The sequence below is a fragment of the Wenzhouxiangella sp. XN201 genome (assembly GCF_011008905.1).
GTDB lineage: Bacteria > Pseudomonadota > Gammaproteobacteria > Xanthomonadales > Wenzhouxiangellaceae > Wenzhouxiangella.
Genome location: NZ_JAAIVI010000022.1, coordinates 88,630 through 115,363 on the forward strand (window position 1 = coordinate 88,630; position 26,734 = coordinate 115,363).

The 26,734-nt window shown below is 63.4% G+C and carries 28 protein-coding genes and 1 tRNA gene; 10 read left to right on the plus strand and 19 right to left on the minus strand.

The window, feature by feature from the left end; translation table 11 throughout:
- Positions 1–2 precede the first annotated feature (2 nt).
- Positions 3–1,259, plus strand: a complete 1,257-nt coding sequence (locus G4Y73_RS13235) for an HlyC/CorC family transporter (RefSeq protein WP_164232295.1) — start codon at positions 3–5, stop codon at positions 1,257–1,259.
- On the opposite strand, the gene G4Y73_RS13240 is transcribed toward G4Y73_RS13235, so the two are convergent.
- A complete protein-coding gene (locus G4Y73_RS13240) occupies positions 1,256–3,283 on the minus strand; it encodes a hypothetical protein (protein WP_164232296.1) in 2,028 nt (675 codons plus the stop codon). The two genes, G4Y73_RS13235 and G4Y73_RS13240, sit on opposite strands and share 4 nt — an antisense overlap.
- On the opposite strand from G4Y73_RS13240, the gene G4Y73_RS13245 reads away from it, so the two are divergent.
- Positions 3,268–4,038 carry a response regulator gene (locus G4Y73_RS13245; RefSeq protein WP_164232297.1) on the plus strand — a complete coding sequence of 257 codons (771 nt, stop codon included), beginning with the start codon at positions 3,268–3,270 and terminating at the stop codon, positions 4,036–4,038. The two genes, G4Y73_RS13240 and G4Y73_RS13245, sit on opposite strands and share 16 nt — an antisense overlap.
- Positions 4,039–4,069: 31 nt before the next feature.
- On the opposite strand, the gene pdxJ is transcribed toward G4Y73_RS13245, so the two are convergent.
- The 12 genes from pdxJ to rpoE all read right to left on the minus strand — a co-directional run bounded on the left by pdxJ (position 4,070) and on the right by rpoE (position 14,312).
- Positions 4,070–4,792 carry a pyridoxine 5'-phosphate synthase gene (gene pdxJ / locus G4Y73_RS13250; RefSeq protein WP_164232298.1) on the minus strand — a complete coding sequence of 241 codons (723 nt, stop codon included), beginning with the start codon at positions 4,790–4,792 and terminating at the stop codon, positions 4,070–4,072.
- Complete coding sequence (recO, locus tag G4Y73_RS13255; protein WP_164232299.1) at positions 4,789–5,520, minus strand: DNA repair protein RecO; 732 nt, start codon at positions 5,518–5,520, stop codon at positions 4,789–4,791. Before recO ends, pdxJ begins: the two co-directional genes overlap by 4 nt.
- A 5-nt stretch (positions 5,521–5,525) precedes the next feature.
- Positions 5,526–6,422, minus strand: a complete 897-nt coding sequence (gene era / locus G4Y73_RS13260) for a GTPase Era (protein WP_164232300.1) — start codon at positions 6,420–6,422, stop codon at positions 5,526–5,528.
- 11 nt (positions 6,423–6,433) lie between these two features.
- The gene (rnc, locus tag G4Y73_RS13265) at positions 6,434–7,162 is read right to left on the minus strand and encodes a ribonuclease III (RefSeq protein WP_346426859.1); all 729 of its coding nucleotides are present in this window, start codon (positions 7,160–7,162) and stop codon (positions 6,434–6,436) included.
- Positions 7,140–7,499 carry a DUF4845 domain-containing protein gene (locus G4Y73_RS13270; RefSeq protein WP_164232301.1) on the minus strand — a complete coding sequence of 120 codons (360 nt, stop codon included), beginning with the start codon at positions 7,497–7,499 and terminating at the stop codon, positions 7,140–7,142. The genes rnc and G4Y73_RS13270 overlap by 23 nt, the downstream gene beginning before the upstream one ends.
- A 43-nt stretch (positions 7,500–7,542) precedes the next feature.
- Complete coding sequence (gene lepB / locus G4Y73_RS13275; protein WP_164232302.1) at positions 7,543–8,325, minus strand: signal peptidase I; 783 nt, start codon at positions 8,323–8,325, stop codon at positions 7,543–7,545.
- A gap of 4 nt (positions 8,326–8,329) precedes the next feature.
- Positions 8,330–10,135, minus strand: a complete 1,806-nt coding sequence (gene lepA, locus G4Y73_RS13280; protein WP_164232303.1) for a translation elongation factor 4 — start codon at positions 10,133–10,135, stop codon at positions 8,330–8,332.
- A gap of 76 nt (positions 10,136–10,211) precedes the next feature.
- Positions 10,212–11,630 carry a Do family serine endopeptidase gene (locus tag G4Y73_RS13285; RefSeq protein ID WP_164232304.1) on the minus strand — a complete coding sequence of 473 codons (1,419 nt, stop codon included), beginning with the start codon at positions 11,628–11,630 and terminating at the stop codon, positions 10,212–10,214.
- 21 nt (positions 11,631–11,651) lie between these two features.
- Positions 11,652–12,110, minus strand: a complete 459-nt coding sequence (locus G4Y73_RS13290; protein WP_240451376.1) for a SoxR reducing system RseC family protein — start codon at positions 12,108–12,110, stop codon at positions 11,652–11,654.
- Between the two features lie 16 nt (positions 12,111–12,126).
- A complete protein-coding gene (locus tag G4Y73_RS13295) occupies positions 12,127–13,122 on the minus strand; it encodes a MucB/RseB C-terminal domain-containing protein (protein ID WP_164232306.1) in 996 nt (331 codons plus the stop codon).
- A 4-nt stretch (positions 13,123–13,126) separates the two neighbouring features.
- On the minus strand, positions 13,127–13,717 hold the full coding sequence (locus G4Y73_RS13300; protein ID WP_164232307.1) for a sigma-E factor negative regulatory protein: 591 nt from the start codon (positions 13,715–13,717) through the stop codon (positions 13,127–13,129).
- Positions 13,718–13,730: 13 nt separating this feature from the next.
- Entirely contained in the window at positions 13,731–14,312 is a 582-nt protein-coding gene (gene rpoE / locus G4Y73_RS13305) for an RNA polymerase sigma factor RpoE (RefSeq protein WP_164232308.1), read from the minus strand.
- A 194-nt stretch (positions 14,313–14,506) separates the two neighbouring features.
- Between rpoE and G4Y73_RS13310 the strand changes: the two genes are divergently transcribed.
- Genes G4Y73_RS13310 through G4Y73_RS13325 form a run of 4 tightly spaced genes read left to right on the plus strand, consistent with a single transcriptional unit; the run spans position 14,507 to position 18,681 of the window.
- Entirely contained in the window at positions 14,507–16,036 is a 1,530-nt protein-coding gene (locus G4Y73_RS13310; protein ID WP_164232309.1) for an aldehyde dehydrogenase family protein, read from the plus strand.
- Positions 16,036–17,070 carry a quinone-dependent dihydroorotate dehydrogenase gene (locus G4Y73_RS13315; protein ID WP_164232310.1) on the plus strand — a complete coding sequence of 345 codons (1,035 nt, stop codon included), beginning with the start codon at positions 16,036–16,038 and terminating at the stop codon, positions 17,068–17,070. Before G4Y73_RS13310 ends, G4Y73_RS13315 begins: the two co-directional genes overlap by 1 nt.
- Positions 17,048–18,136 (plus strand): UDP-N-acetylmuramate dehydrogenase, encoded by a 1,089-nt coding sequence (gene murB, locus G4Y73_RS13320; RefSeq protein WP_164232311.1) that lies wholly within the window; start codon positions 17,048–17,050, stop codon positions 18,134–18,136. The genes G4Y73_RS13315 and murB overlap by 23 nt, the downstream gene beginning before the upstream one ends.
- Positions 18,137–18,141: 5 nt before the next feature.
- Positions 18,142–18,681 carry a hypothetical protein gene (locus G4Y73_RS13325; protein ID WP_164232312.1) on the plus strand — a complete coding sequence of 180 codons (540 nt, stop codon included), beginning with the start codon at positions 18,142–18,144 and terminating at the stop codon, positions 18,679–18,681.
- Here the strand turns inward: G4Y73_RS13325 and G4Y73_RS13330 are convergent.
- The 5 genes from G4Y73_RS13330 to rsmD all read right to left on the minus strand — a co-directional run bounded on the left by G4Y73_RS13330 (position 18,659) and on the right by rsmD (position 23,508).
- Positions 18,659–19,444, minus strand: coding sequence for a DUF4824 family protein (locus G4Y73_RS13330; protein WP_164232313.1), 786 nt, complete (start codon positions 19,442–19,444; stop codon positions 18,659–18,661). The genes G4Y73_RS13325 and G4Y73_RS13330 overlap by 23 nt on opposite strands.
- A complete protein-coding gene (locus G4Y73_RS13335; protein ID WP_164232314.1) occupies positions 19,441–20,535 on the minus strand; it encodes a DUF2157 domain-containing protein in 1,095 nt (364 codons plus the stop codon). Before G4Y73_RS13335 ends, G4Y73_RS13330 begins: the two co-directional genes overlap by 4 nt.
- Before the next feature lie 63 nt (positions 20,536–20,598).
- Positions 20,599–22,290 (minus strand): gamma-glutamyltransferase, encoded by a 1,692-nt coding sequence (gene ggt / locus G4Y73_RS13340; protein ID WP_164232315.1) that lies wholly within the window; start codon positions 22,288–22,290, stop codon positions 20,599–20,601.
- 109 nt (positions 22,291–22,399) lie between these two features.
- Positions 22,400–22,897: a pantetheine-phosphate adenylyltransferase gene (gene coaD / locus G4Y73_RS13345; protein WP_164232316.1), complete on the minus strand. Its 498-nt coding sequence runs from the start codon at positions 22,895–22,897 to the stop codon at positions 22,400–22,402.
- A gap of 56 nt (positions 22,898–22,953) precedes the next feature.
- Entirely contained in the window at positions 22,954–23,508 is a 555-nt protein-coding gene (gene rsmD, locus G4Y73_RS13350; protein ID WP_164232317.1) for a 16S rRNA (guanine(966)-N(2))-methyltransferase RsmD, read from the minus strand.
- 88 nt (positions 23,509–23,596) lie between these two features.
- Between rsmD and ftsY the strand changes: the two genes are divergently transcribed.
- The 3 genes from ftsY to G4Y73_RS13365 all read left to right on the plus strand — a co-directional run bounded on the left by ftsY (position 23,597) and on the right by G4Y73_RS13365 (position 25,985).
- Positions 23,597–24,589, plus strand: coding sequence for a signal recognition particle-docking protein FtsY (gene ftsY / locus G4Y73_RS13355; RefSeq protein ID WP_164232318.1), 993 nt, complete (start codon positions 23,597–23,599; stop codon positions 24,587–24,589).
- A gap of 77 nt (positions 24,590–24,666) precedes the next feature.
- The gene (gene mutY / locus G4Y73_RS13360; protein WP_164232319.1) at positions 24,667–25,710 is read left to right on the plus strand and encodes an A/G-specific adenine glycosylase; all 1,044 of its coding nucleotides are present in this window, start codon (positions 24,667–24,669) and stop codon (positions 25,708–25,710) included.
- Positions 25,710–25,985: an oxidative damage protection protein gene (locus G4Y73_RS13365; RefSeq protein ID WP_164232320.1), complete on the plus strand. Its 276-nt coding sequence runs from the start codon at positions 25,710–25,712 to the stop codon at positions 25,983–25,985. The genes mutY and G4Y73_RS13365 overlap by 1 nt, the downstream gene beginning before the upstream one ends.
- Here G4Y73_RS13365 and G4Y73_RS13370 read toward each other — a convergent pair.
- Entirely contained in the window at positions 25,964–26,434 is a 471-nt protein-coding gene (locus tag G4Y73_RS13370; RefSeq protein WP_164232321.1) for a DUF6491 family protein, read from the minus strand. The two genes, G4Y73_RS13365 and G4Y73_RS13370, sit on opposite strands and share 22 nt — an antisense overlap.
- Before the next feature lie 147 nt (positions 26,435–26,581).
- On the opposite strand from G4Y73_RS13370, the gene G4Y73_RS13375 reads away from it, so the two are divergent.
- Positions 26,582–26,657, plus strand: a tRNA-Phe gene (locus G4Y73_RS13375).
- Positions 26,658–26,734 lie beyond the last annotated feature (77 nt).

Below are 26,734 nucleotides of genomic sequence, written 5' to 3' on the forward strand. Positions count from 1 at the left end.
CCATGACCGACGCCCCCCTGCCCGTACTGTTCTCCCTGCTGGGCGTGCTGATCGTGCTCTCGGCCTTCTTTTCCGGATCCGAAACCGGCCTGGTGGCGCTCAACCGCTATCGCCTGCGCCACCACGCCAAGAACGGCCTGCACGGGGCCAGGCTGGCGCAGCGCCTGCTGGCCAAGCCCGACCGCATGTTCGGCATCATTCTGCTGGGTAACAACCTGGTCAACATCATGGCCGCCTCGGTGGCCACGGTCATCGCCATTCAGGCGCTGGGCGAATCAGGCATCTGGGTATCGACCCTGGCAATGACCGTCGTCATTCTCATATTTGCCGAGGTGGCCCCGAAGACGCTGGCTGCACTCAACCCCGAGCGGGTCGCCTATCCGGCCAGCTACGTCCTCACGCCGCTGCTGAAAGTGCTCTATCCGGTGGTATGGCTGATCAACCTGGCTGCCGCGGCACTGCTGCGACCCTTCGGCGTACACAAGCTCACCAACGCCCAGGACTCGATCAGCCGCGAGGAACTCCGAACCCTGGTCAAGGAAGGCGGGCGCCACATCTCACTCGATCATCGCCAGATGCTGATCAACATTCTCGACCTGGAACACGGCACCGTCGACGATGTGATGGTTCCACGCCAGGACATCGTGGGCATCGATCTGGAAGTCGAATGGGACGAGATTCTGCAGAGCCTGGAAACCAGCATCTATACTCGAATGCCGGTGTGGCGCGGCGATCTCGACGAGATGATCGGCCTGTTGCATATCCGCTCGGTTCTGCCCGGCCTGACCCAGGGGCGACTGGATCGCACAACGCTGGAGCGTGCCATACGCTCACCCTATTTCGTGCCCGAAGGGACGCCGCTGACCCAGCAACTACTGGAATTTCAGACCCGCGAGCGACGGCTGGGCCTGGTCGTCGACGAGTACGGCGACATCCAGGGTCTGATTACCCTGGACGACATCCTCGAGGAAATCGTGGGTGAATTCACCACCGAAGGCAGTACCCGGCAGCGCCTGGTCAGAAAGCTCGACAACGGCGACTGGATCGTTGACGGCGCTGCCTCCTTGCGCATGCTCAATCGGCGCTATGACTGGCAACTGCCCACCAGTGGCGCCAAGACCCTCAATGGACTGGTGCTCGAGCATCTTGAATCCCTCCCCGACGGCCGTACCTGCCTGAGAATCGGCAAGCACATCCTCACCATCGTCGATATGGTCGACAAGCGGATCCGGAAAGTACAAGTTCGGCAAGTAAGTTAGTCGCGGGTGGCCGCCACCAACTGCGCGACCACCAGCGGCCAGTCGACCAGGCGGCGGTGGCCGATGATATCCAGACGCGGCAGGAGGCGTCCCTCGAGGATGTAATAGCCGCCGTTTGCATGCGCTGCCACGCCGTCCATGTGGCAGATGTTGCGATCGAGGCGGCAGGCAAGACCGGCACGGCGATAGGGAAACTCGTCGAATATGCTCAACAGACTGGTACCCAGGGCTGCCGCGCTGCCGCCCAGGCGCGACAAATTTTCGACTGCTCTCTGACTGATCCGCCGACTCGGCGCGTCCTCGTGGGTAAACAGGCGGGCATCCATGGCCGCTGGTTGCCAATCGAGCAGTCGAAGATCGCGCATCCAGCCCGATAGCTGTCCTTCCATATGACCGAAATTGAATGCGCCGGTCAGCTGAGCAAGATCAAGCCGTTCGAATTCGACCTGGGCGGCCAGTGCCGGCAAACTTCCGAAGGGGCGTTCGATGACCAGGTCGCGCAGCCGGATGCCACCGGAGAACGCCTGCACGTCGATACCACCGGTAAAGGCAATGCGCTCGGCATCGAACTCGATCCCCGGGAACCGTCCGGACAGGCTGCCGCCGAACTCCGGCAGGCCGAGCATTCGGGTCAGTTCGGTCAGCTCCAGCGGATCGATTCGGGCATCGAGCATGATCGCCGGCCGCGGTGACTCACCGGTCCGGAGCGCCATGGACTCGATGACCACCCCGCCGTCGAGCAAGGGCAGCACCAGCGGCTCACTCAACTGCCAGTCGCCGGCCTGCGCTGCGGCCTGCAGCGTCGACGGCCCGAACGCCAGCCGGAACAATTCCAGGCCCTGCCATTCGATCTCCGCTTGCTGGCGGTCGGGCCGGGACTCGACCCGGCCATTTACGCCGTTGATGGCAAACCGCCCTCGGTCGTCCTCGAGCTCGAGCGATTCGAAGTCCAGCGCGTATAGGGGCGGCTGACCGCGCTGCCAGTCCAGTGATGCAGCAACTCGACCCTGCGTCTCCAGGCCGGCGACTCCATAGAGCCCGGCCAGTCCCTCGCCCCAGCGCACGAAGGCGGCCGGAAAGTTCAGGTTCACCGAATCGATGACCAGGCGCTCCAGCCGCCGGTCCTGCGCTGCCGGCGCCAGTTCGAAACCGCCTTCGGCAGTCAATGCCCCGCTGTCGTCGAGCTTGAACCGTGTGACGACCAGTGCGCCATCCGCCTGCAATCGGCCGGACATGTAGACATTCACGGCCTGATCCGGCTCGGGGACATACAGGGCTCCGGCCAGCAATTCGCCCGCCTGCTGCGCCAGCTCGAAGGAAAACGAGGCCGGGCTGTCAGAACCCGGTGGCATGTATTCGCCACCAAGCGTCAGCGCCAGTCCGGCGCCGGCAAAACGGCCGTCCGGACTGTCAAATCCGCCTCCGGTCAAGGTCAGCGCCAGTTCGAGTGCGCGGCCGTTCCACTCGATCGTGCCGTCGACCTGGCCCTCGATCGCGCCACTCCAGAACGCCTCGACCAGCGCTTCGGGCAGCGTGGCCAGATCGAGTCCATCGAGTTCGACCCGGGCGGTCGCGGCCTGCCCCGCATCCGCCCAGGGGACCACCAGGCGCGCCTGACCGTCGAACAGATCAATGCCGATACCCTGCCGCCCGGACGGTGCAAACAGACGGCCCGCCAGCGCCGTTTCCTGTCCCTCTGGGCGCCATTCGAACCGGCCCTGTCCGCACCAGGGTCGAGCCTGCCGCAAACCGCCCTGCTCACAGGTCACCATCAAGCTGCCCTGAAGGCCCGGCAGATCCATGCCCTGCAATTCGAGCTGCCAGCTCCCGTCGCCGTTCGATTGCGGCTCGAAGACCAGGCGGACGACATCCCAGGCCAGCGGACCCGACTGCCCCGGGCCACTCTCGAGCACAAGCCGTTCCTCGGCCGCGGTGTTCAGGCAGAGCAGCGCCAACAGCCCGATCAGGGCGGTTTTTCCCGCCGGATGGCTCGGGTATGATGACTGCCATGCCGTCTCAGTCATCGCGTTATTCGCTCGATTCCCTGCGGGTTCTGGTGGTCGACGACCACCGCATCAACCGGGAATTTCTCAGTACCGGCCTGGGCCGTATCGTCGCCCAGGTCACCCTGGCCGAGGACGGCCACCAGGCAATCGAACGCTGCCGCAACGAGGACTTCGATGTCATTCTCATGGACCTGCACATGCCGCGATTGGACGGACTGGCCACCGCCAACAGGATACGCGAACTCGACAATCATTCTGCCCACGCTCAGATGGTGGCCCTGACCGCCGACGCCCGGCCGGAAGAAAGGCTGCGTCTGCTCGATGCCGGCTTCGACGATTATCTCAACAAGCCGATCACCATTCCCGACCTGGTCGAAGCCATCGAGGACCTGTTCAACCCGCACGGCAGGAAGGATCCGAGAGAACGACAGCCGGCAGCGCCGACGCAACTCTTCGACCGCGCACGGGCCATGGCGGCCGCCAACGACGATGCCGACCTCGCCGCCCGTCTGCAGGACATGCTCTCGCGCGAGCTCGATGAAAAACTGCCGTTGCTCGATCGGCTGATCGGCAACGGCGAGTATGAACAGGCAGCCGAACTGCTGCATCAGTGGGCCGGTGCCGGCGGATACGCGGGTGCCATGCGCATGACCCAGGCCTGCCAGATGCTGCGTCAGCGCCTGCTTTCAGAACTGGACAGCTCGCCGGGCACGACTTACCTCAACTTCCTGCGCATCGCACACGCCACGCGCCAGACCCTGCGCCACCTTTAAGGAGCCCTTAGGGGCGCCTAATCCACGGCCATCAGGCGCTGGCAATCAAACGCCGCATTTCGGCGACGGCCGGACCCAGACCGCTGAACACGGCCCGCGACACGATGGCGTGACCGATATTGAACTCAGCAATACCCTCGATCGCCGCCACAGCCCGGATATTGTGGTAATTCAGCCCATGACCGGCGTTGACGACGAGGCCCAGCTTGCGCCCGAGGGCCACCGCCTGGCGCAACCTGGACAGTTCCTCGGCGGCCCGGCCTCCGCGCGCTTCGGCATAGGCGCCGGTATGCAATTCGATCACCGGCGCTCCGACTTCCACGGCCCGTTCGATCTGTGCCGGGTCCGGGTCGATGAACAAGCTGGCGCGGATGCCGGCCTCCGCCAGCGCGCGGCAGGCATCACTGATGCGCTCACCCCCGGCGACGACATCCAGGCCGCCTTCGGTGGTCAGCTCTTCACGCCGCTCGGGAACCAGACAGACGTCCGCGGGCCCGACATCGATCGCAATTGCAAGCATCTCGTCGGTTACGGCCGACTCGAGATTCATGCGGGTGCCGATGGTTTCGGACAGCAGGCGCACATCGGCATCCTGGATATGACGTCGGTCCTCACGCAGGTGGATGGTTATGGAATCGGCGCCAGCCTGCTCGGCCAACAGGGCTGCGTGAACCACCGAGGGTTCGTGCCCCCGGCGCGCCTGGCGCAATGTGGCGACATGATCGATATTGACGCCCAGCAAGGCTGCACTCATGAATTGCTTCCTGCTTTGATGTGCGCTCGGGTACCGGCCAGCAAGCGCCGCGATGCCAGCTCGCGACCACCAAGCTGCTGATCGATCAGCGTACGCATGATCTCGCGCATTTCACGCGCTTCATCGCGGTTCTCCGTAAAGCCGCACGCCAGGGCGCGGATTGACGCACCGTGCCAGCCGCCCGAACCGGGCGGATCCGCGGCCACGAAACCGACTTCCGACTCGAGATGATACCTGCCGCCGGAATCGATGGGTTCACCACTGAGCGCATCGGCGTCCAGATCGGGCGCCACGCCCATGCCGGTCAGCAGGGCCAGTTCAAAGCGGCGCAGGAGCATGGACTGCGCCATTAACTGCTCGTTCAGACCCGCCAGAAGCACGCTGTAGGCGTCGAACACTTCCGGATGGGGGTCGTCCCGGCCCAGCAGACGTAGCAGAAGTTCATTGGCATACAGACCGCAATACAGCGCCCGTCCGCTCAGCGCATGGCGTGCACCGGCCGGCTCCAGCGCGGTCAGGGTACCCATCTCGCCGCGCCGCGACCAGCCGGCCTGCAGGGGAATGAAGGGCTCGGCCAGGCCGCGCCAGCCCGAACGGGCCGATCGCGCGGCACGCGCCACCAGCCCCACACGCCCGTACTCGCGGGCGAAAAACTCGATCAGGAGGCTGGACTCGCGCCAGGGACGACGATGCACGATCCAGCCCGCTTGCGGCTCGATTCGCGACACCGGGGTCAAAGATCCCGGCTGTAGCCAAGCTCGTCGAGAGCGCCCTCGTCATCCATCCAGTCCGCGCGGGTCGTGACATGCAGTTCGAGATGCACACGCTCGCCGAACAGTTCAGCCATCTGGTGCCGGGCACGGCTGCCCACACGCTTGAGCACCTGTCCCTGGCGGCCGATGACCATGCCCTTGTGGCGATCACTGGCAACCAGGATCAGGGCGTCGATCTCCAGTCGCCTGGCGGTTCGCTCGAAGCGCTCGATGACGACCGTCACACCGTATGGAATTTCCTGGTGGAGTTGCAGCATGAGCTGTTCGCGAACCAGTTCGGCAGCGAGAAAGCGCTCGGAACGATCGGTGAACAGCTCGGCCTCGAATAGCGGTTCACGTTCGGGCAGATGCCGGAAGACTTCCTCGAGCAGGTCGTCGAGCCCGTCCCCCTTGGTCGCTGACAGGTAAACCGTCGCGTCGAAATCGACCTCGGCCGTCAGTTCGGCGGTTCGCGCCAGCAGTTCGGCCCGATCCGATAACAGATCGATCTTGTTGAAAGCAAGGATTCGCGGCACGTCGAGCTGCCCCATCAGGTCGAGCACCAGGCGATCCTCGTCGGTGATGCGGCGGGCGTCAATCAACATCACCGCCACATCCACGCCGTGGCGGGTGTCGGCGGCAATCCGGTTGAGCCGGCGATTGAGTGCATGGTTACGGCGACGATGGATACCCGGCGTATCGACGAACACCGCTTGGCCTTCCGGGCGGGTGACGATACCGGTAATGCGGTGGCGGGTGGTCTGGGGTTTGTGGGTCACGATTGCCAGGTGTTCGCCGACCAGGGCATTGAGCAGAGTCGACTTGCCGGCGTTGGGCCGCCCCAGCAGCGCCACGTATCCGCTGTGATGTGCCGTCATGATTTCGCGCCTCAGTCCTGCTGTCCGGATGCGGCCGAAACGGTCCGCGTAGCGAATACCTGCTGCAGTTGCTCGTGCATCAGGCGCGCGGCGGCCTGCTCGGCCTTGCGCCGGCTGGCCGCCTCGGCCCGGACCGGTTCGACCAGGTCTCCTGCCCGGCACTCGACCTCGAATTGCTTGGCATGGTCGGCACCGGACTCGGCAATCACCTCGTACTCAGGCAGTTCGTGGCCGCGCCCCTGCAGTAACTCCTGCAGGCGCGTCTTGGGATCCTTGAGGCTGTCGGCATCCGGCAGCTCGCGCAAGCGCTTGTCGAATAGCTGGTGTATAACCCGCCGGGTCGCTTCCAGGCCTCCGTCAAGATAAATCGCACCAATCAAGGCTTCGACCGCGTCAGCCAGAATGGACCCGCGCAGAAAACCGCCGCTCTTGAGTTCGCCGGCACCGAGGCGCAGGTGACTGCCGAGATCGAGTTCGCGCGCGATCTGGGCGAGCGTCACGTCCCGCACCAGGCGCGAGCGGAGCCGGCTGAGATCGCCTTCGGGAGCATGCGGCCACTCGTGAAACAGTCGTTCGGAAATCACCATGCTGAGCAGGCTGTCGCCGAGAAATTCGAGTCGCTCGTAGTGCCCGGGGCCATGGCTGCGATGCGTCAGCGCGCGCTCGAGCAGCCCGACATCACTGAACCGGTAATCGATACCGGGAAGCTGTCCGCCTTCAGTTCCGGAGCTGCTCGACACGATTGAACCGGACGATCACGTCGATGTTGGCCATCAGATGCCGTTCGACCTGGTACTCGACCACCAGGCTGACGCCGTCGCCCTGGACCACACGGACGTGCTCCGGCTGAACGTGATCGACGTAGGACACATCCAGTCGCCGTAGCAGGTCGCGGCGGATGGTATTGGGCGGCTTTTCGGCTGCGCCGGGCTCGGACGCAATGGCCTTGACCTCGCTGACTACCGACATGTGATTGAGGTAGATCGGCACCAGCTTGATACCGATGAACGTAAAGAACAGAACGAGAATGAGAATGAAGATGAAGCCAAGCAGGCTTAATCCGCGCTGGTGAGTCATCGATGTCATCGTTGCAGGTCCCTCTGGTTTCACCTTCCCCCTGTCATTGGATTTTATCACCGATTCTGGAGAAATCGACACAGCCGCGGGAACAATCCCAGTGCATCCAGATGCGCACCGCCTTGCCGACCAGGTTTTCTTCCGGCACAAAGCCCCAGGCGCGACTATCGAGCGACTGATCGCGGTTGTCACCCATGACGAAATACTGGCCTTCGGGCACGGTCACCGATTCCACGCGTCCATTCGGTCGCTCGGGATAGACGACAATGCGGTGCGACTCATCGTCAAAGTATTCCAGCAGCTCAACCGGATTGCGGCCGGGTACGTTGCGGTTCAGTCCCTTGCCGACCCACGAACCGACCACTTCCTGTTCGACTTTCTCGCCGTTGACGAAAAGCTGCTTGTCGCGGTAGCTGATCGTGTCGCCGGGCAGACCGACAACGCGCTTGATGTAATTGACCCGTTCGTCCTCCGGAAAGCGGAACACGATGATATCGCCACGTTCCGGATCGTCGATCGGGATCACCTTCGAATTGAGGACCGGAAGGCGCAGTCCGTAGGCGTACTTGTTGACGACGATGAAATCCCCGATCCACAGCGTCGGAATCATCGAGCCCGAAGGAATCTTGAAGGGCTCGAACAGGAAGGATCGGAAGACCAGCACCAGCAACAGGACCGGAAACAGCGATCCAAGCGTCTCCGTGGTCTTGCGAACGCCGCCTCCCTGCTCCGGACCGCGCTTGCGAAAAACCAGTCGCTCGATCAGCCAGAACACGAAAGTGACTAGCGTCAGTAAGGTCAGGATCAGGGCAAAATCCATATGCATGCTGCTATTTCTCCTGGTCGTTGCGCAGAACGGCCAGAAAGGCTTCCTGCGGAATCTCGATCTTACCGACCTGCTTCATGCGCCGCTTGCCGGCCTTCTGCTTTTCCAGCAGCTTGCGCTTGCGGCTCACGTCGCCACCGTAGCACTTGGCCGTTACATTCTTGCGATAAGCCTTGACGGTTGACCGGGCAATGATATGCGAACCAATGGCGGCCTGAATGGCAACGTCGAACATCTGGCGCGGAATCAGCTCGCGCATGCGTTCGGCCAGTTCGCGACCGCGCCGTTCGGAATAGTCGCGATGCACGATCGTCGACAGGGCATCGACACGCTCGCCGTTGATCAATAGATCAAGGCGCACGAAAGGACCCGCCTCGAACTTGAGGAAATCATACTCGAACGAGGCATAGCCGCGGCTGACCGATTTGAGCCGGTCGAAAAAATCCATCACCACTTCGGACATCGGAAGGGCGTAGGTCAGCCGGACCTGCCCGCCGATAAAGCGCATGTCCCGCTGGACCCCACGCTTCTCCTCGCACAGGCCGATCACGCCGCCAACATAATCCTGCGGCACGAGAATGTTGGCCAGAATGACCGGCTCGCGCACCTCGGCAATCTTGTTGGCCGGCGGCAGGCCGGACGGGTTGTCGAGCGAGATGATCTCGCCGTCGGTCATGGCCAGCTCGTAGATGACCGTGGGTGCAGTGGTGATCAGGTCGAGATCGTATTCGCGCTCGAGCCGTTCCTGCACGATCTCCATGTGCAGCATGCCCAGGAAACCGCAGCGGAAGCCGAAACCCAGGGCCATCGAGGTCTCGGGTTCGAACTGCAGCGCCGAGTCATTGAGCTGCAGCTTGTCGAGAGCCTCGCGCAGGTCGGTGTAGTCGCTGGCATCGATCGGGAAGATGCCGGCGAACACGCGCGGCTTGAGCGGCTTGAAGCCCGGAAGCGGTTTGTCGGCCGGCGTCTTCGCACTGGTAATGGTGTCGCCCACCGGCGCGCCGTGAACTTCCTTGATGCCCGCCGAGACAAAACCGACCTGGCCGCAGCCGAGGGTATCGCGCGGCGTGCGCTTGGGCGCGAAAAACCCGATCTGGTCGGCCTGGTGTTCCTCGCCCAGGGACATCACGCGGATCTTCTCGCCCTTCTTCAGCCGGCCTTCCTTGATTCGGACCAGGGAATTGACGCCCAGGTAGTTATCGAACCAGGAGTCGATGATCAATGCCTTCAGAGGCGCATCCGAATGATCTTCCGGAGGCGGGATGCGGGCAATCAGGGCTTCGAGCACCTCGTGCACGCCTTCACCCGACTTGGCACTGACCAGCAGGGCATCACTGGCGTCGATTCCGATGATGTCCTCGATCTGATGCCTGACTCGCTCCGGGTCGGCCGCCGGCAGGTCGATCTTGTTGATCACCGGGATGACCTCGAGGCCCTGCTCTACGGCGGTGTAGCAGTTGGCCACACTCTGCGCTTCCACGCCCTGGGCGGCATCGACAACCAGTAGTGCGCCCTCGCAGGCAGCCAGCGAGCGTGACACCTCGTAGGAGAAATCGACATGGCCGGGCGTGTCAATGAAATTGAGCTGGTAGGTCTGGCCGTCGTCGGCACGGTAATCAAGCGTCACACTCTGGGCCTTGATGGTGATACCGCGCTCGCGCTCGAGGTCCATGGAATCGAGCACCTGTTCGGCCATCTCGCGCTCGGTCAGGCCCTCACAGGCCTGGATAAAGCGATCGGCCAGGGTCGACTTGCCGTGGTCCACGTGGGCGATGATCGAGAAATTGCGGATGCGGCGGGTATCGGTCATGGACAACTGGCTGTGAGTGAATCAGATCGCCCCCGCTTGAACGGGGGCGATTTCGGGAAAGACCTAGTGTACCCCGTCACTCGTCCTCGCCCGACTCGGGCCGATACGCCAGGAAGGCCGAGGCACCGTTGGCCTGCTGCACCAGCAGCGCCACGGTCTGCCCGGGCTCGATGGCAGAGACGATCTGCTCGAAGTCATCCATGTCGCCAACCGGCTGATTGTTGATCATCAGGATCAGTTGCCCCTGTCGAATGCCGGCCCGGTAGGCGTTGTCGCTTTCTACCTCGCTGATGAGCACCCCGCCGTCCGGGTCGCCGTAGCGCCGACGCAATTCGGAATTGAGCGGTTCGACCACCAGCCCGAGCGCATTCGACGGCTCGGCGGCGGAGTCACCGTCCCTGCCCCGTTCAATCGCCGAGGCGTCCTGCTCCCCCAGCGTGACTTCGAGGGTACGCCGCTCACCCCAGCGCCAGACAGTCAGTTCGACTTCAGTGCCGGGTCGCTCCATGCCGACCAGCGGCGGCAGCTCGGAATGACGATCGATGGGCATGCCTTCGAATTCGAGGATGACATCGCCGACCTCGATGCCGGCCTCGTCGGCCGGCGAGCCCGGCTCGACCTGATTGATCAGGGCGCCGGCCGGACGTTCGAGTTCCAGCGCGTCGGCCTGCTCACGGCTGACCGCCTGAAGGGTCACGCCCAGAAAGCCACGCGAGACCCGGCCGTGCTCGAGCAGCTGCTCGACCGAGTTGCGTGCGACTTCGCTGGGAATCGAGAACGACAGGCCGATATTGCCGCCATGCGAACTGAGAATCCAAGAATTGATACCAACGACCTTGCCGTCGGTATTGATCAGCGGTCCACCCGAATTGCCGCGGTTGATGGCCACATCGGTCTGAATGAAGGGCACATATTGCTGCTGACTGCCCTGGCTGCGGCCCTTGGCGCTGACGATGCCGGCCGTGACCGACTGCTCGAACTGGAACGGCGAACCGATTGCAATGACCCATTCGCCCGGCTTCAGCGATTCAGTGCCGCCGAACTCCAGGGTCGGCAGGTCATCGGCCGGAATGCGCAGCACGGCGATGTCGGTTTCAGCGTCCGAACCGACCAGTTCGGCCTCGAACTCGCGCCGATCCGCCAGGCGCACGATGATCTCGTCGGCGCCGTCAATGACATGATGGTTGGTGATCACCAGACCCTCGGCGTCGATAATGAAGCCCGATCCACCGCCCTGACGATCAGGCCGCCCGCGAGGGCCGCCGCCGAACGGCTCTTCAAAAAAACGACGGAAGAACTCCGGCATATCTTCGGGCATTTCCTGCCGGCGCGAGTCCGAGGTCTCGTCCGGGCGTGTCCCGAATCGCGTGGTTTCGATGTTGACCACGGCTGGCACCGATGCCTCGACCAGGTCAGTGAAATCCGGCGCTGCCACCACAGGCGTGACCGCCAGGAGCATGATCGCAATCGCTGAAACTTTGAGTGTCTTGAACATGAATCGCAATCCTTTGCTTGATCAACTGTTGCTAGAAGTGGTGTCGTCAGTGGTGCATGACAAGCGTTCAATTCTGGGGTTCACGGAAATCGGCACGAATCGATGGATCAGCGGCACACTGAGGGCAAAGGCCGCCAGCCCGCCGGCCAACGCGGCCAGATCCTGGCCCGCGAAACCGGCGCTCAATCCGTGCGCCAGTGAAGCACCCGACAGGAAAGCCAGCAGCGGAATCCCGTAGTGGACAGCCGCTGCTGCGGCCAGCCTGGACGCCATCACGCCGACTCGAACTCTCTCTCCCACGCGCGCATCCGCATTGGAGGGAAGGTCAATGCGGGTGAAACTGCGCATGACAAGCGCGCTGAGCAATCCGGCCCCACAGCCTTGACCGCGGGCGCAGCGACTGCAGGTCGACGGCATCGAAAATCCGAGCGTCAGTCGATCAGCGCCGGTATCGATCACGCGCGCGACCTGCCAGATCATCACCGTGATCGATCGGTCACTGGCGCGTGCGCTGGCGCCCGGAGCGGCGCAGTTGCCGTCCCACGAACTCGACCGTTGCCGAAGGAACTTCACCGACAACGGTGAATAGCCGTCCGCCGGTGCGTACCGTGTAGACGTGGACCGGACCCATGCTATCGACCCGACCTGCCATCGCGCCGGACTCGGCCGATTCGACGTAGATCGAGAAACTCGACAAACCATCGCTGTAGAGCAGGTGCTCGAATTCGGCACCAGCCTCGCCCTGACCCCTGCCCGTGTTGATCAGGCGATAGCCGCGCGGCACCCTCGGTGCAGACGAGACATTTCGGGCAGCCGCGCTAAACGAGCGCAACGCCTCGCTGGCCACAGGTGCCTCCATCTGCTCACCGCTCAGCTCCGGTTCAAGTTCCGAGTCGGAAATTGAGGCGCCCAGATCCAGGGAGGTAAAGGAGACCTGCTGAAGCTGGCGGCCATCGTGATCGATCAGCGCATAGCGAAGCAGCATGCCGGTCTTCTCTTCCAGCCAAAGGCGCGCACCGTAGCGATAGGCATCACGTGGCTGAATATGAATGATCTGCGCCGACATGTCGGCCACGCGTTCCTGGCCACCCAGCGACATCAGGTAGGTGGAGTCCGGCCCCAAGAGGCGATTGACCGGCAGCGCCGGCAGCAGCCGACCGCTGAGCTGGCTTTCGAGCATCAGGGGTTCGCCGCCCGGAAAGATGCAGCGGACATTGTCGCCCCGGCGCAGAATCTCGCGCGGCGCACCATCGATCGAGATGATGCGCTCGCGCACCCCTTCCTCGTCGGAGCGATGAATGATCTTGAGGGTATCGACTTCACCTTCGCGCACGTGAACCAGGGTGCCGCGGTAGTCGAGCGTTTCAACGGCCCTCGACATGCGGTCGAGCCAGTGGTGAACGCTTTCTTCAGCCAGCACCGGTAGTCCGGCAGCCAGCAGGGCCATCCCCAGGGTGACCTCGACCAGCCGGCGTGGAGTCAGGCCCCGCATGCAATCAGCGGTCCGAGGATTGGAGAGTTTCGTTCTCGACTTCATCCGGCCGCTCATCCATGTGGGTGACGATCGGCACGTAGGAAATAAAGCCTGAATTGCCGACCGCCTGGTGATGGCGCAGCACGTAGCTTCCGATTCGCTGCCGCTGGGCGCGTCGGTCCTCGTCGTAGCTGACCGGAACGGCCGATCGCGTGAAGGGTTCATCGAGCGCCGTGGACTGGCTGACGAATCCGGGTTGTTCCGCGTCGGTGGTGCCGCCGGGGCCGCGTTCCATCATGCTGGAATTGATGCCGACAATGGCCATCACGGCCACGCTGGCGGCAATTGCGCCGCCGGCCAGCGGTCGAATCCAACGCGTCAGCAGTGGCGCCTGCGGAGATGGATCCCCGTCCAGTGCCGCAGCGACCCGGGAGACCAGGTCGGATGTTGCGAGTTCTTCCTGATGCAGGCAGGCACGCACCATGTGCATCCGGTTCCAGGCCGCCTTCATGTCCGTGTCTTCGGCCAGGCGCCGGAGCATGAACTTGCGGCCCTTGCGGTCAAGTTCGTCGTCGATCAGACACGACAGGTTTTCCCGGCTCGATTCATTCATTTGAGTCACTTTCCTATGTATTGTCCAGCAGCGGCCGTAGCCGTGCATCGATGGCCTCGCGGGCCCTGAAGATTCGGGACCGGACTGTACCGATCGGACAGTCCATGGTCTTGGCGATATCTTCGTAGCTCATGCCGTCAAGCTCTCTGAGCGTGATCGCCACCCGCAGGTCGTCGGGCAGATCGGCGATGGCCTGATTGATGGTCTGCTCGATTTCGGCACGCAGCGCATTGTGTTCCGGCGAATCCTGTTCCTTCAGACGCGTGTCGACCTGAAATTGTTCCGCATCCTGCGCATCAACGTCGGACTGTGGCGGTCGTCGACTCTGTGCGACCAGGTGGTTCTTGGCCGTATTGATCGCGATCCGGTAGAGCCAGGTGTAAAAGGCACTGTCACCGCGAAAGCGCCCGATCGCCCGATAGGCCTTGATGAAGGCTTCCTGGGCGACGTCCAGCGCTTCGGCGTGATCGGAGACATAGCGCGAAATCAGGCTGACGATCTTGTGCTGATACTTGCCGACCAGCAGGTCGAAGGCCCGTTTGTCGCCACTCTGTACACGCTCCACCAGTTCTTGATCGACTTCCCGCTCGCCCATCGGGGCAATTCCTGTCCTTGCAAAGGCGACCGGGCACACATGGAGACTAGACCGTGGCCCGGTCGGATAGTTTCATCGAAACGAATGCGAATCTCCCGTGACGGGGAGAATATCACGCCGCCGCTCTGACCTGCCCGGCGCGGAATGCCATAATACCCGGTTTGGCAAACTCGAAACTCCAGGAGAACGCGGTCATGAGCGAACACAAGCAACTTCTCGAACGACTGGGACTGAAGGACATCAATCCCGGCGCCTGCTTCGGACCCGGCCGGTGGAGCGAAGTTCGCGAGGATAGTCTGGTCGAGTCCATCAATCCGACCGATGGCTCGGTCATCGCGCGCGTCAGCGGCGCCAGCGAGGCCGATTACGAGAAGGTGATCGAGACCGCCCGCGAAGCCGCCGACGCCTGGCGCATGGTGCCGGCACCCGAGCGCGGCAATGCCGTGCGCCTGGTCAACGATGCCCTGCGCGATTACAAGGACGCGCTCGGCTCGCTGGTGTCGCTGGAAATGGGCAAGATCAAGCCCGAAGGCGACGGCGAAGTCCAGGAAATGATCGATATCGGCGACTTCGCACTCGGCCAGTCGCGCATGCTCTACGGCAAGACCACCCACTCCGAGCGTCCGGGCCACCGACTGTACGAACAGTGGCATCCGCTGGGCGTGGTCGGCGTGGTCACGGCGTTCAATTTTCCCGTCGCGGTGTATGCCTGGAACGCCTTCATTTCGGCGATCTGCGGCAATGCCACCGTCTGGAAGCCGTCACCCAAGGGCGTGCTGTGCTGCGCCGCGGTACAGAACATCATCAACGAAGCCCTCGCGGACACCGATTATCCGCCGGTGTTCACCTCCTTCATGGAACCGGGCAACGAACTGGCCGGCCGTTTCATCGACGACAAGCGCGTCAACCTGCTGTCCTTCACGGGCTCGAGCCAGGTCGGCCGCATGGTCGGTGAGCGCGTGGCCGCGCGTATGGGCAAGAGCCTGCTGGAGCTGGGCGGTAACAACGCCATCATCCTCGACGAGACCGCCGATCTCGACCTGGCCGTGCCGGCGATCGTGTTCGGCGCGGTCGGCACAGCCGGCCAGCGCTGCACCACCACGCGCCGGCTGATCGTGCACGAATCGATCGAGGAGAAGGTTACCGAGGCGCTGGTCAGGGCCTACAAGCAGGTCCGCATCGGCGACCCGCTCGACAGCAAAACCCTGATGGGCCCGCTGACCGACGAAAACGCCGTCAAGCGTTTCGAGGATGCAGTGGAGCGGGCGAAAAATGCCGGCGGCGAAATTCTCGCCGGTGGCAACCGCATCGAGCGCGAAGGATTCTTCGTCGAGCCGACCCTGATCAAGGCCGAGAACGAGTGGGACATCGTGCAAGAGGAAACCTTTGCACCGATCCTCTACGTCATTTCCTACAAGACCCTCGAAGAAGCGATGGAGAAGCACAATAACGTGCGCCAGGGCCTGTCTTCGTCGATCTTTACCACCGACATTCGCAATGCCGAGTTCTTCCTCTCGCACAAGGGTTCGGATACCGGTATTGCCAACGTCAACGTGGGCACTTCCGGCGCGGAAATCGGCGGTGCCTTCGGCGGCGAGAAGGAAACCGGCGGCGGTCGCGAATCCGGCTCGGATGCCTGGAAGGCCTACATGCGTCGCCAGACCAATACCATCAACTGGTCGCGTGAGATGCCGCTGGCCCAGGGCATTAAGTTCGAACTGTAGTGTACCCATGGCTCCGCCAGGGCCTGTTCCTCCTCCCGCCGGAGACGGCACACGAGGTGGCCCTCAACACGCTCTCGGCCGGACGGTTCATCGGGCTGCCGCGGCTGCTGGGCGGCTGCGGCGAATCGAAGCCGGTTGAACTGATGGGCCTCACGTTCCCCAACCCGGTCGGCCTGGCCGCCGGGCTGGACAAGAACGGCGATCATATCGATGCCCTCGGCCAGCTCGGCTTCGGCTTCATCGAGGTCGGCACGGTCACGCCGAAACCACAGCCGGGCAACCCCAAGCCGCGCATGTTCCGGCTGCCGGAGCACGAAGCCCTGATCAACCGGCTCGGCTTCAACAACAAGGGCGTCGATCACCTGGTCGAGCGGCTGAAACACGCCCGCTATGACGGCATCATCGGCGCCAATATCGGCAAGCAGAAAGACACCCCGGTCGACCAGGCCGCCGGCGACTACCTGACTTGCCTGGACAAGGTCTACCCGTACTGCGACTACGTCACCGTCAACATCTCTTCGCCCAACACCGCTAACCTTCGCGAACTGCAGGACACCGGCCACCTGCGCGAACTGCTGGCCGAACTCACCGCCCGGCGCGATCGCCTGGCGACCGAGCATGATGGTCACCGCCCGGTCCTGATCAAGATCGCGCCGGACTGGGAAGACCCCGCGCTGAACGCCTCGCTCGAGGTCATCGGCGAATCCGGGATCGACGGCGTGATTGCAACCAACACCACCCTGGCGCGCACCGGCGTCAACGGCCATCGCCATGCCAATGAGGTCGGCGGGCTCAGCGGCGCGCCGCTCAGATCCCTGGCCGACGAGGTTCTCAAGCGCGCACGCCGTGTCCTCGGCAGCGACTTTCCGATCATCGGACTGGGCGGGATCACACGCGGCGAGGACGCCGCCGCCAAGCAGCGTGCCGGGGCCGACCTGGTGCAGCTCTACACAGGCTTCATTTACCGTGGCCCGGCACTGATCGCCGAATGCATCCGGGCCTGGCACCTCGATGCCCCACAGCAGCGCGCCTGAGATCCGGTCGAATGTCGACCTCAGCGGCCTGAGCAGCTTCAGGCTGCCGGCCCGCGCCGCCGAGCTGGTCGTGCTCGACACCCCCGAGCAACTCGAGGCCCTGCCCGCTTCCGACGCGCCCGAACTGGTACTCGGCGGCGGCACCAACACCCTTTTCATCGGCGATTTTCCCGGCCGCATCATCCTCAATCGCATGCGCGGCCTGCGTTTTCGCCGCGACGGCGACTCGGTGCTGGTCACCGCCGCGGCCGGCGAGAACTGGCATGCACTGGTCCGTCGCTGCCTCGATCGGGGCCTGTACGGCATCGAGAACCTGGTCATGATCCCCGGCTCGGTCGGCGCGGCACCCATGCAAAACATCGGCGCCTACGGCGTCGAATTGTCCGACCTGTTCGAACGGTTGACCGCCCGCGATCGCCTGCATGATCGCTGGGTCACGCTGGAGCGCGATGCATGTCATTTCGGCTATCGCGACAGCCGCTTCAAGTCCTTCGACCGTGATCGCTTCCTGATTACCGAAGTGACGCTCAGGCTGTCGCAAACGTTCCGGCCGAATACCGGCTACGCCAGCCTGGCCGGAGAGTTGGAGCGCCTCAAGATCAAGCAGCCCTCAGTGCGCCAGCTGGCCGCCGCCGTGATGCGGCTCAGGCGCCATCGCTTGCCCGACCCGGCCCGGCTGCCCAACGCCGGCAGCTTCTTCAAGAACCCGGTTGTCGCCCGAACGCAGGCCGACGAACTGCTGGCCGAGCACCCCGAACTACCGCACTGGCCGATGCCCGAAGGCCGCGTCAAGCTGGCCGCCGGCTGGCTGATCGAAACGCTGGGCTGGCGGGGACAATCCGTTGGCGATATCGGCGTCTACCGCAATCACGCTCTGGTACTGGTCAACCACGGCCGGGGCAGCGGCGACGAGTTGCTCGCACTGATCGATGCCGTGCGCCGATCCGTACACGAGCATTTCGGTATTTCGCTCGAAGCCGAACCCCAGTTGGTCGGAATACCCACCTCATCCGACTTGAATACCGGCCCGGCGTCCATCCCTGACCCACTCGAACAGCGGGAGTGACCGTCATGCACTGCATCCGCCCTCATGAAGCCCTCACCCTTCTTGGTCTGATGCTCTTCGCCACCTTTATTCAGGCCGGAACGGTCGCCTCCGGATGTGATGAGCTTGACGCCTTTCCAGCCAGTCCGGCGATCGACTTTGCCACACAGATTCAGCCCATTCTTGACGGCTGTACCGGCTGTCACGGCGCGTCCGGACCCGCCGGCCTCGACCTGCGCGAGGGCGAGGCCTGGAGCAATCTCGTGGGCGTACCCGCGACGACCAATCCGGAGCGCCTGCGTGTGGCGCCCTTCGACCCGCAAGACAGCGTGCTGTTCAACGCCGTCAATTGCGACAACCCCGGCGGCCCCTCGTTTCGGATGCCGGGCACCACGGCCGAGCAACGCGCCCTGATCCGCGACTGGATCGCCCAGGGCGCGCTGGAGGAACCACCAGCGCCGGAGGCTCAAGCGGTGCCGTTTATGCCTGCACCGATAGCGATACTGCTGGCCTTGCTGCTCGCGCTGATGGCTGCTCGCCGGTTCAATCGTCCGCCAGGGGCGTGATGTCCGTAATCCAGGGTTCGAACCGGCGCCCCCAGTGCAGTTCGACCCGGTAACTCGGCGGTTCACCGAAGCGGCGACGTTCCGATGCGGTGGCCGCCTCCAAGACCGCGTGAAAGCGGCGCGGAACATACACCCGGTGCGGTAGCAGCCGGCCGATCCGACTGTTGATTTTCGGCTCGTCTTTACCCGTCCTGAAAATCGTTCGGAGACTCAGCTGGGCTTCGACAACAGCGTATCGGTTGCGGTCGGGATAACGATTGCGCAAGGATTCGGGATCGAGACCGGCGTCGATCACGACCAGGCGGGACCCGCTTTTCTCCATTTCCGCCACCGACTGCCTCAGTCGATCACGATGTGCCTCGTTGCCCTCTCCTGCCCGAATTTTCGACTCGACTTCCTCGCGCCGGGCTTCCAGCAGGCGCTGGAAGGCTGGCCCATCGAATTCCAGTACGGCATGAACCCTGCGCTGTGCCTGTCGCCAGCGGTCGTGACGGTCCCGACCAAAGTCATCGGGATCAACACCCAGGGTCCGAAGCTTGTCTTCGTCGAGCCAATCGAAATCCTGGTGCGGCAACTGGATGCTCAGGGCGATACCGCTGTTCTCCTGACGGAAACCACGGACATAGGGCAGCGCCAGTTCCCGCTCGGTCAGCTCGAGCACGGCCTCGGGTTCACCGGTGCGATTCCAGGCGGCGCCGGCCAGCACGAAGGCATTGACCACCACGACCAGGGCAATCGCGAAAATGGGCAGGCGAAACTTCATGTCGATGCTTCCCTGCGCGAGTGCCGCAATCGACCCAGGCCGAACAGCACCCCGATCGCGATCAGCCCGACCACCAGGAAGAACAACCACTTGGGCAGCCAGTCCCACCACCAGTCGAACACCTTGGTGTAGAGAAACAGCACGAAGAAGGTCGCACCCAGATGAAACAGCTTGCCGTCGGCGCGCCGGATACCGAGCCAGATGACGCCGGCGCTGCCGACGAAACCCAGCACCTGGTAGCTGCCCTCGACGATCGCCGGAGCGAGAGGCAGATAGCTGCCCTCGCCCCAGAAAGACATGATCAGCACACTGATGAACGCCATCAGCAGTCCGAATACGCGATAGACCGGAGCGAATTCAGATCGCGGCAGGCGCTGCAGCCAGCCCGGTACGGTGATCAGCAGGCCGGCAATCAGGAAATCCTCCGGCCGTTGGCCGAACGACAGCCAGTACATGCCGCCCCAGGCCCCCAGGGTGGCGGAAACATAGCCGGCCAGGCAGGCCAGCGCAGCGACCAGCACCAGCTTCAGCCCCCAGGCATAGGCCAGGAGCAATGCGAACAGGCTCCACACCAGGAAGGCCGTGCGGTCGGGAGCGATATTGAATATCTGGCCGAGCATGCTCAGATTGAGCACGAAACAGGCGAGCGCGACCAGCGCCAGCAGGGAGGTCAGGTAGTGGGTGCGCTCGCGCCGGGCCATCCAGTCGGCTGACAGGATTGCCAGGATCGGGGCGGTGATCAGCAGGCCAACCTGGAGTGGTGTGATCAAAAAGCCCCAGATCTGGTAGAAGAAAAAGAACACCGCCGCGGACAGCGCCAGCGCACCGATCAGCGAAGCAATCCGCATGCCCAGGGAGAGCTGCCGACCGGATCCGTCGGTATCGATGTCGAAGCGCTCGGCCATCTCCGCCAGCAGCCGATCGTGGTGTAGGTCGATGGATTGACGAATCTCGGTGTCCAGCGCGACCGCGCCTTCGGCCTCGAGCTGGCACAGTTCGTCGCGAAAGGCCTGGATGCGATCGGCGCGCGACTGGGCTTCCTGCCGATGGGCAGCAGCCTGATCCTGCGGTGGTCCGTTGCCTTGGCTCAAGCGCGAATCCCTGGGTACCTCAGATCAATTATGCACGCAGCGCAATCACTTCTGAACATCGCCTCAGTCGAGCTCGACGACCACCGCCCCACCGGAAGCCCAGCGCGGATCGTGAGCCGCTTCCAGTTCGCCGCTGTCGTGATGCCACATGACACCGTGCATATTGCCCCAGGTGCGGTCGCGCACCGTCACCTCGTGCCCCTTCTCCTCGAGCGCGGCAATCGTCGCATCGTCGAGCGCGCCGCGCTCGATCGAGATTTCGTCGGGCAGGTACTGGTGGTGGAAACGCGGCAGGGAGACCCAGCTTTCCGGCCCGTTGCCGTCGATGAAATCGAGGATACCCAGAAGTACCATCGTGATGATGCGCGATCCACCCGGCGTCCCGATCACGGCCGTGCGATTCTCGCCGCGGACGATGGTCGGACTCATCGACGAAAGCATGCGCTTGCCCGGCTCGATGGCGTTGGCGGAAAAGCCGATCAGGCCGTAGGCGTTGGGTTCGCCCGGCTTGGCCGAGAAATCGTCCATCTCGTTGTTGACCAGCACGCCGGTGCCCGGCGGCGCGAAAGCGGCCCCGAACGGAAGGTTGACCGTCAGCGTTGCCGAGACGATATTGCCCTGGTCATCCATCAAGGAGAAATGCGTGGTGTCCGTGCTCTCTGTGCCAAGCCGGCTCGGGTCGGCGGCCAGCATGGACGACGGCGTGGCGCGGTCGAGCCGCAGCGTCGTTCGAAGTCCGGCGGCGTAGTCCTCGCTGAGCAGCATCCTGGTCGGAATATCGACAAAATCCGGGTCGCCGAGATAGAGCGCGCGATCGCGATAGGCCCGGCGCATGGCCTCTGCCAGCAGGTGTACCCGATCGGCGGACGACATGCCGGCCAGGTCGAAGGGCTCGACGATCTCGAGCATCTGGGCGATGGCGATGCCACCCGACGAGGGTGGAGACGCGGTGATCAGCTCGTAGCCGCGATAATCGGTGCGGATCGGTTCGCGTTCGGCCACTTCATAACCGGCGAAATCGGCCAGCGTCCAGATCCCCCCAGCCGCCTGCACACCCTCGACCAGTTTCCTCGCCACTTCCCCGCTGTAAAATCCGTCACGCCCCTGCTCGGCAAGCGCGCGCAAGGTTACGGCCAGATCCGGATTGCGAATGGTTGCGCCGATCTCTGGCACCTCGCCACCGGGCAGGAAGATGGCAGCCGTCTCCGGCCAGCGCATCATCACGTGGGCGCGATAGTTGATCAGGGCCTGGTACTTGGCGTCGACCGGAAAACCGTTTTCGGCCAGGCGAATGGCCGGCGCCAGCAGCTCGGACAGCGGCAGCGTGCCGTATTTCTCGGCGATATGCACCCAGGCGGCGGGCGCTCCGGGAATACCACCGGCAAGGGCACCGTTTACCGCGCGGTCGCGGTCCACTTCGCCCGCCTCGTCCAGGTACATGTCCTCCGTGGCGGCTGCCGGTGCGGTCTCGCGACCGTCGACCATGACGGAGACATCTTCCGAAGCCCGATGCAGCAACCAGAAACCGCCGCCACCCGCGCCCGAAGACTCCGGTTCGACTACGGCCAGCGCAGCCGAGACCGCCACTGCCGCATCGAAGGCATTGCCGCCCTTATCCAGAATCTCGGCACCAGCCTCGGTGGCCAGTTCATGCGAACTGGAAATCGCGGCCCTCTCGGGCCCCTGCTCGGCGATTGCGGCGACGGCTAGCGTTGCCAGCAGGCCAATCAGGATGGCATTAACTGTTCTAATCATGGGCTCCTTCTCGATTGCTTGAAGCGGACCACTGTTGTGCATTCTTCGAATGCTCTTCTTCCGTGTATTCAGTGATTTCCGTGGTTGACGGTTCTTTGACCAGCGCCGATCAAGCGTAGCGCTCGCGCAGGGCTTCAGACACCCGCGGGTGGACAAAACGGCTGACATCGCCATGCAGACGGGCGATCTCCTTGACCAGCGAAGAAGAAATGAAGCTGTACTGTTCGGCCGGCGTCAGAAAGACGGTCTCGACATCCTCGATCAAATGCCGGTTCATCGACGCGAGCTGGAATTCGTACTCGAAATCCGACACCGCACGAAGGCCGCGGAGAATCACCCCGATGTTGTGCTCCACGACGAAATGCGCCAGCAGGTTGTTGAAACCGACCACCTCGACATTGTCCAGGCCTTCTTCCTCGATGACCTGTCGGGCCAGACCGATGCGGTCGCCCAGTCCGAAGGACGGCCGCTTGTGCGGGCTCTCGGCGATGGCGACTATAATTTGGCGATAAAGGCGCGCTGCCCGCGCAATCAGGTCGGTATGACCGTTGGTCATGGGGTCGAAAGTGCCAGGATAGACGGCGAGACCGTAGTCGGGCTGAGGCATCGATGGCTTCTCGAACGGGATGAGGTCGCATTATAACGGAGGTCCGGCCGGGGCCCTCAACGACTGGCAAGAAGCGTCAAGCGAACCTCTCCCAGGGTCTTGCTGCGTAACAACTCGAAACGCGTACCGGGCTCGATCTCCGGATCACGGGCGCCCTGCTCGACGTAGACGCGGGCATTCGCCGCCAGGTGATCGCCCTGCGCCAGCGATTCGAGCGCCTTTTCCTGCAGGCCCTCGGCAAAGGGGGGATCGATAAACACCAAGTCGAACTGCCGCCGGTCATCGGCCAGCCAACGCATGGCGTCCCCCTGTACAACTTCCATTCGATCTCCGCCCGGCCAGCCCGCGGCAATTTCGCGCAAGGTCTCGGCCAGGTGCCGATCACGTTCGACGAATACCGCCAGGGCAGCCCCCCGAGAGAGGGCCTCCAGGCCGAGCGCGCCAGTGCCGGCAAACAGGTCCAGGCAGCGCGCGCCTGCCAGGTCGAACTGCAGCCAGTTGAACAGCGTCTCGCGCACGCGGTCGCCCGTCGGGCGCAAGCCGGAACGGTCCGGCACGACAAGCTTCCGTCCACGCCATTGACCGCCAATGATCCTGATCTTGCCTGTCATGGGGGTGATAGCATACTCGGTCGTCGAACGGGCCTGCAGACATTGGGCCCCTGAACCCTGAACCCTGAACCCTGAACCCTGATTCCCGATGTTCTCCATCTTCAAACGCAAGAAATCCGGCCAGGGGGTCGAGAGCACCCAGGTCCGGCCAGTCGAAAAAGCCGGCGTCGATCCACTGGAACAGCGGCTGCAGCGCACGCGTTCGAACCTGTCGGGACTGTTCGGCCTGATCGGTTCGGCCGATCGGGTCGACGAAGCCCTGATCGAGGAGATCGAAACCACCCTGCTGACGGCTGACCTGGGCGTGGCGGCCACCTCGCGCATCATCGATCGCCTGCGCGATGGCCTGCGCGATGGCGTCATTGACCATCCCTCGCAGGTGCTGCCGGCCGTGCAGGCTGAACTGTACGACCTGATCGAGCCGTGTGAGGGTTTCCTGTCCATCGATCCGGACAAGAAACCCTTCGTGATCCTGATGGTCGGCGTCAACGGTGTCGGCAAGACCACCACCATCGGCAAGCTGGCCCGTCGCTATCTCGACGAGGGCAAGCGCGTGATGCTGGCCGCCGGCGACACCTTCCGCGCGGCCGCCGTCGAACAGCTGCAGGCCTGGGGCGAGCGCAACGATGTGCCGGTGGTCGCCCAGGCTTCCGGCGCCGACACCGCTGCCGTCATCTACGACGCCTTGCATTCGGCCAAATCGCGGGGCGTCGACATCCTGATCGCTGATACGGCCGGACGCCTGCACACCCAGGCCAACCTGATGGCCGAGTTGTCGAAGATCATCCGAGTGATGAAAAAGATCGACCCCGAGGCTCCGCACGAGACCATGCTGGTGGTCGATGCCGGCACCGGCCAGAACGCACTGACCCAGGCACGCCAGTTCAACGAAGCGGCAAAGCTGACCGGCATTACCGTGACCAAGCTCGATGGGACCGCCCGCGGCGGCGTGCTGTTCGCCATTGCCGAGGAAATGCAGATCCCGATCCGATTCATCGGCGTGGGCGAGACTGCTGCCGACCTGCGCCCCTTCGATGCCGGCACGTTCGTGCACGCGATCTTGCCGGTCCAGGAAGTGTGAAGTGTTAAGTGTGAAGCTTGAAGGGGCACATAGGTTCGTGCTTCACACTTCACACTGAACACTTCACACTGGACACGATGCCTTCTTCATCGACCAAGACCAGCTTTTCGGGTCGCCTGCTGTCATGGTGGTCCACCCACGGCCGCCATGATCTTCCGTGGCAGGCCGACCGCACGCCCTACCGCGTGTGGATCGCCGAGATCATGCTGCAGCAGACGCAAGTGGCCACGGTCATCCCCTACTTCAAGCGTTTCATGGCTGCGTTTCCGAGCCTGGAGACACTAGCCGATGCCGACATCGACGAGGTTCTGGCGCACTGGTCGGGGCTGGGCTACTACGCCCGCGCCCGCAATCTCCACGCGGCAGCGCGACACTGCATGAGCGAACACGGTGGCCAGGTGCCGCAGGATCCCTCGGCCCTTGAGGCACTGCCCGGTATCGGCCAATCCACCGCCAACGCCATTGTCGCCCAGGCCTTCGATCACCGCGCGGCGATTCTCGACGGCAATGCCAAGCGCGTTCTGGCACGCCATGCCGGCATCGAAGGCTGGCCGGGCCGCAGCAAGGTGCTGCGACAACTCTGGGCCGAGGCCGAGGCCCGCACACCCTCCGACCGTGCCGCCGACTACACCCAGGCCATCATGGATCTTGGCGCAACGGTGTGCACGCCGCGAGCGCCCGACTGCCGACATTGCCCGGTTGCGAAGGATTGCGTCGCCCGACTTGCCGACACAGCCGGGAGCCTGCCAACGCCCGCTCCGAGGAAGCGTCGTCCGATTCGCGCCGCGACGATGTTCATCATCGAAAACAAGCACGGACAGATCCTGCTGCAGAGGAGACCGCCGACCGGCATCTGGGGCGGTCTGTGGTCACTGCCCGATTCGACGGAACTGGCCGAACGTCCCGCCGGCAAGGCCGTTGAAGCACCGGCACCGATACGCCATCAGTTCACGCACTTCACCCTCGATATTCAATTCGACCGGATTCGTGTCGCAGACGCCAGCACAGTGGCCGATCAGGAAAACCTGCAGTGGGTCGAACCGGTCAAAGCCCTGCAACTCGGCCTTCCAAATCCAATTCGAAAGGCCCTCGAACAACTTCAATTGACAAGGAACATCTGATGAGCGAGCGAACGGTGCACTGCCAGTACCTTGACCAGGAGGCCGAAGGCCTGCCACGCCCGCCCCTGCCCGGCGAGCTCGGCAAGCGAATCTACGAAAACATCTCGAAGCCGGCCTGGCAAAAGTGGCTGGCACACCAGACCATGCTGATCAACGAGAAACGATTGAGCCCCATCGACCCCGAACACCGGCGCTATCTCGAAGCCCAGGCCGAAGCATTCCTGTTCGGGGGTGAGGTGGATCGGGCCGAAGGCTACGTACCGCCGGAAGATTGATCCTGCGACTCGACGCTGACGCCGTCCTGCCTGTCCGGAACGGGCTCACCTTCGGATTCAAGTTCGGCCTGGACCGCTTGGTAATCGAGCCGATGAATGGACTGAATCTGGCAAGGCTGACCGCCGACAACCACCTTGTCGAAATCGCTGAGCACGTTGCGGCGGCTGGTGATCAGGCGCAGAGTGACACCGCTGTTGAGCTCGAGATCACAGGCGCCGATCAGCTTGACCAGGTAGTGGCGTGAACCACCCAGCTCCAGCACCACGGAATGGAACCCGACCGCCTGCCAGTTGCGGATATTGGTGAAACGAACCCAGGATTCCGCCGCACCGGCGTGGCGTTCATAAACGGCCATTTCATCGGCGCGATTGCCCTCGCGCACCTCGCCAGGGCCTGCGCAGGCGGCCAGGAATCCCGTCAACACAAGCAGCATGAGCTTCTTGAACATGGTTCGATCCTCCTTGTTATGCCGTGGGGTTTTGACGCCGCTGCCCGAAAAAAGTGCCATTCGGCGCAGCCGGTGGTTGACTTCAAGGCATGAAAACGGTTTAATGTGCGGCTTCCCGGCGCTGGCCGGAACACCCGTACAATCAAGGGCCAGGTAGCTCAGTTGGTAGAGCAGGGGATTGAAAATCCCCGTGTCGGCGGTTCGATTCCGTCCCTGGCCACCATCCTCCAGCTTTACCCCACACGACCTCGATCAACGCGTTCCCCCGAACCGCCGATCCGGCTTCGCCGGGCGGTTAGA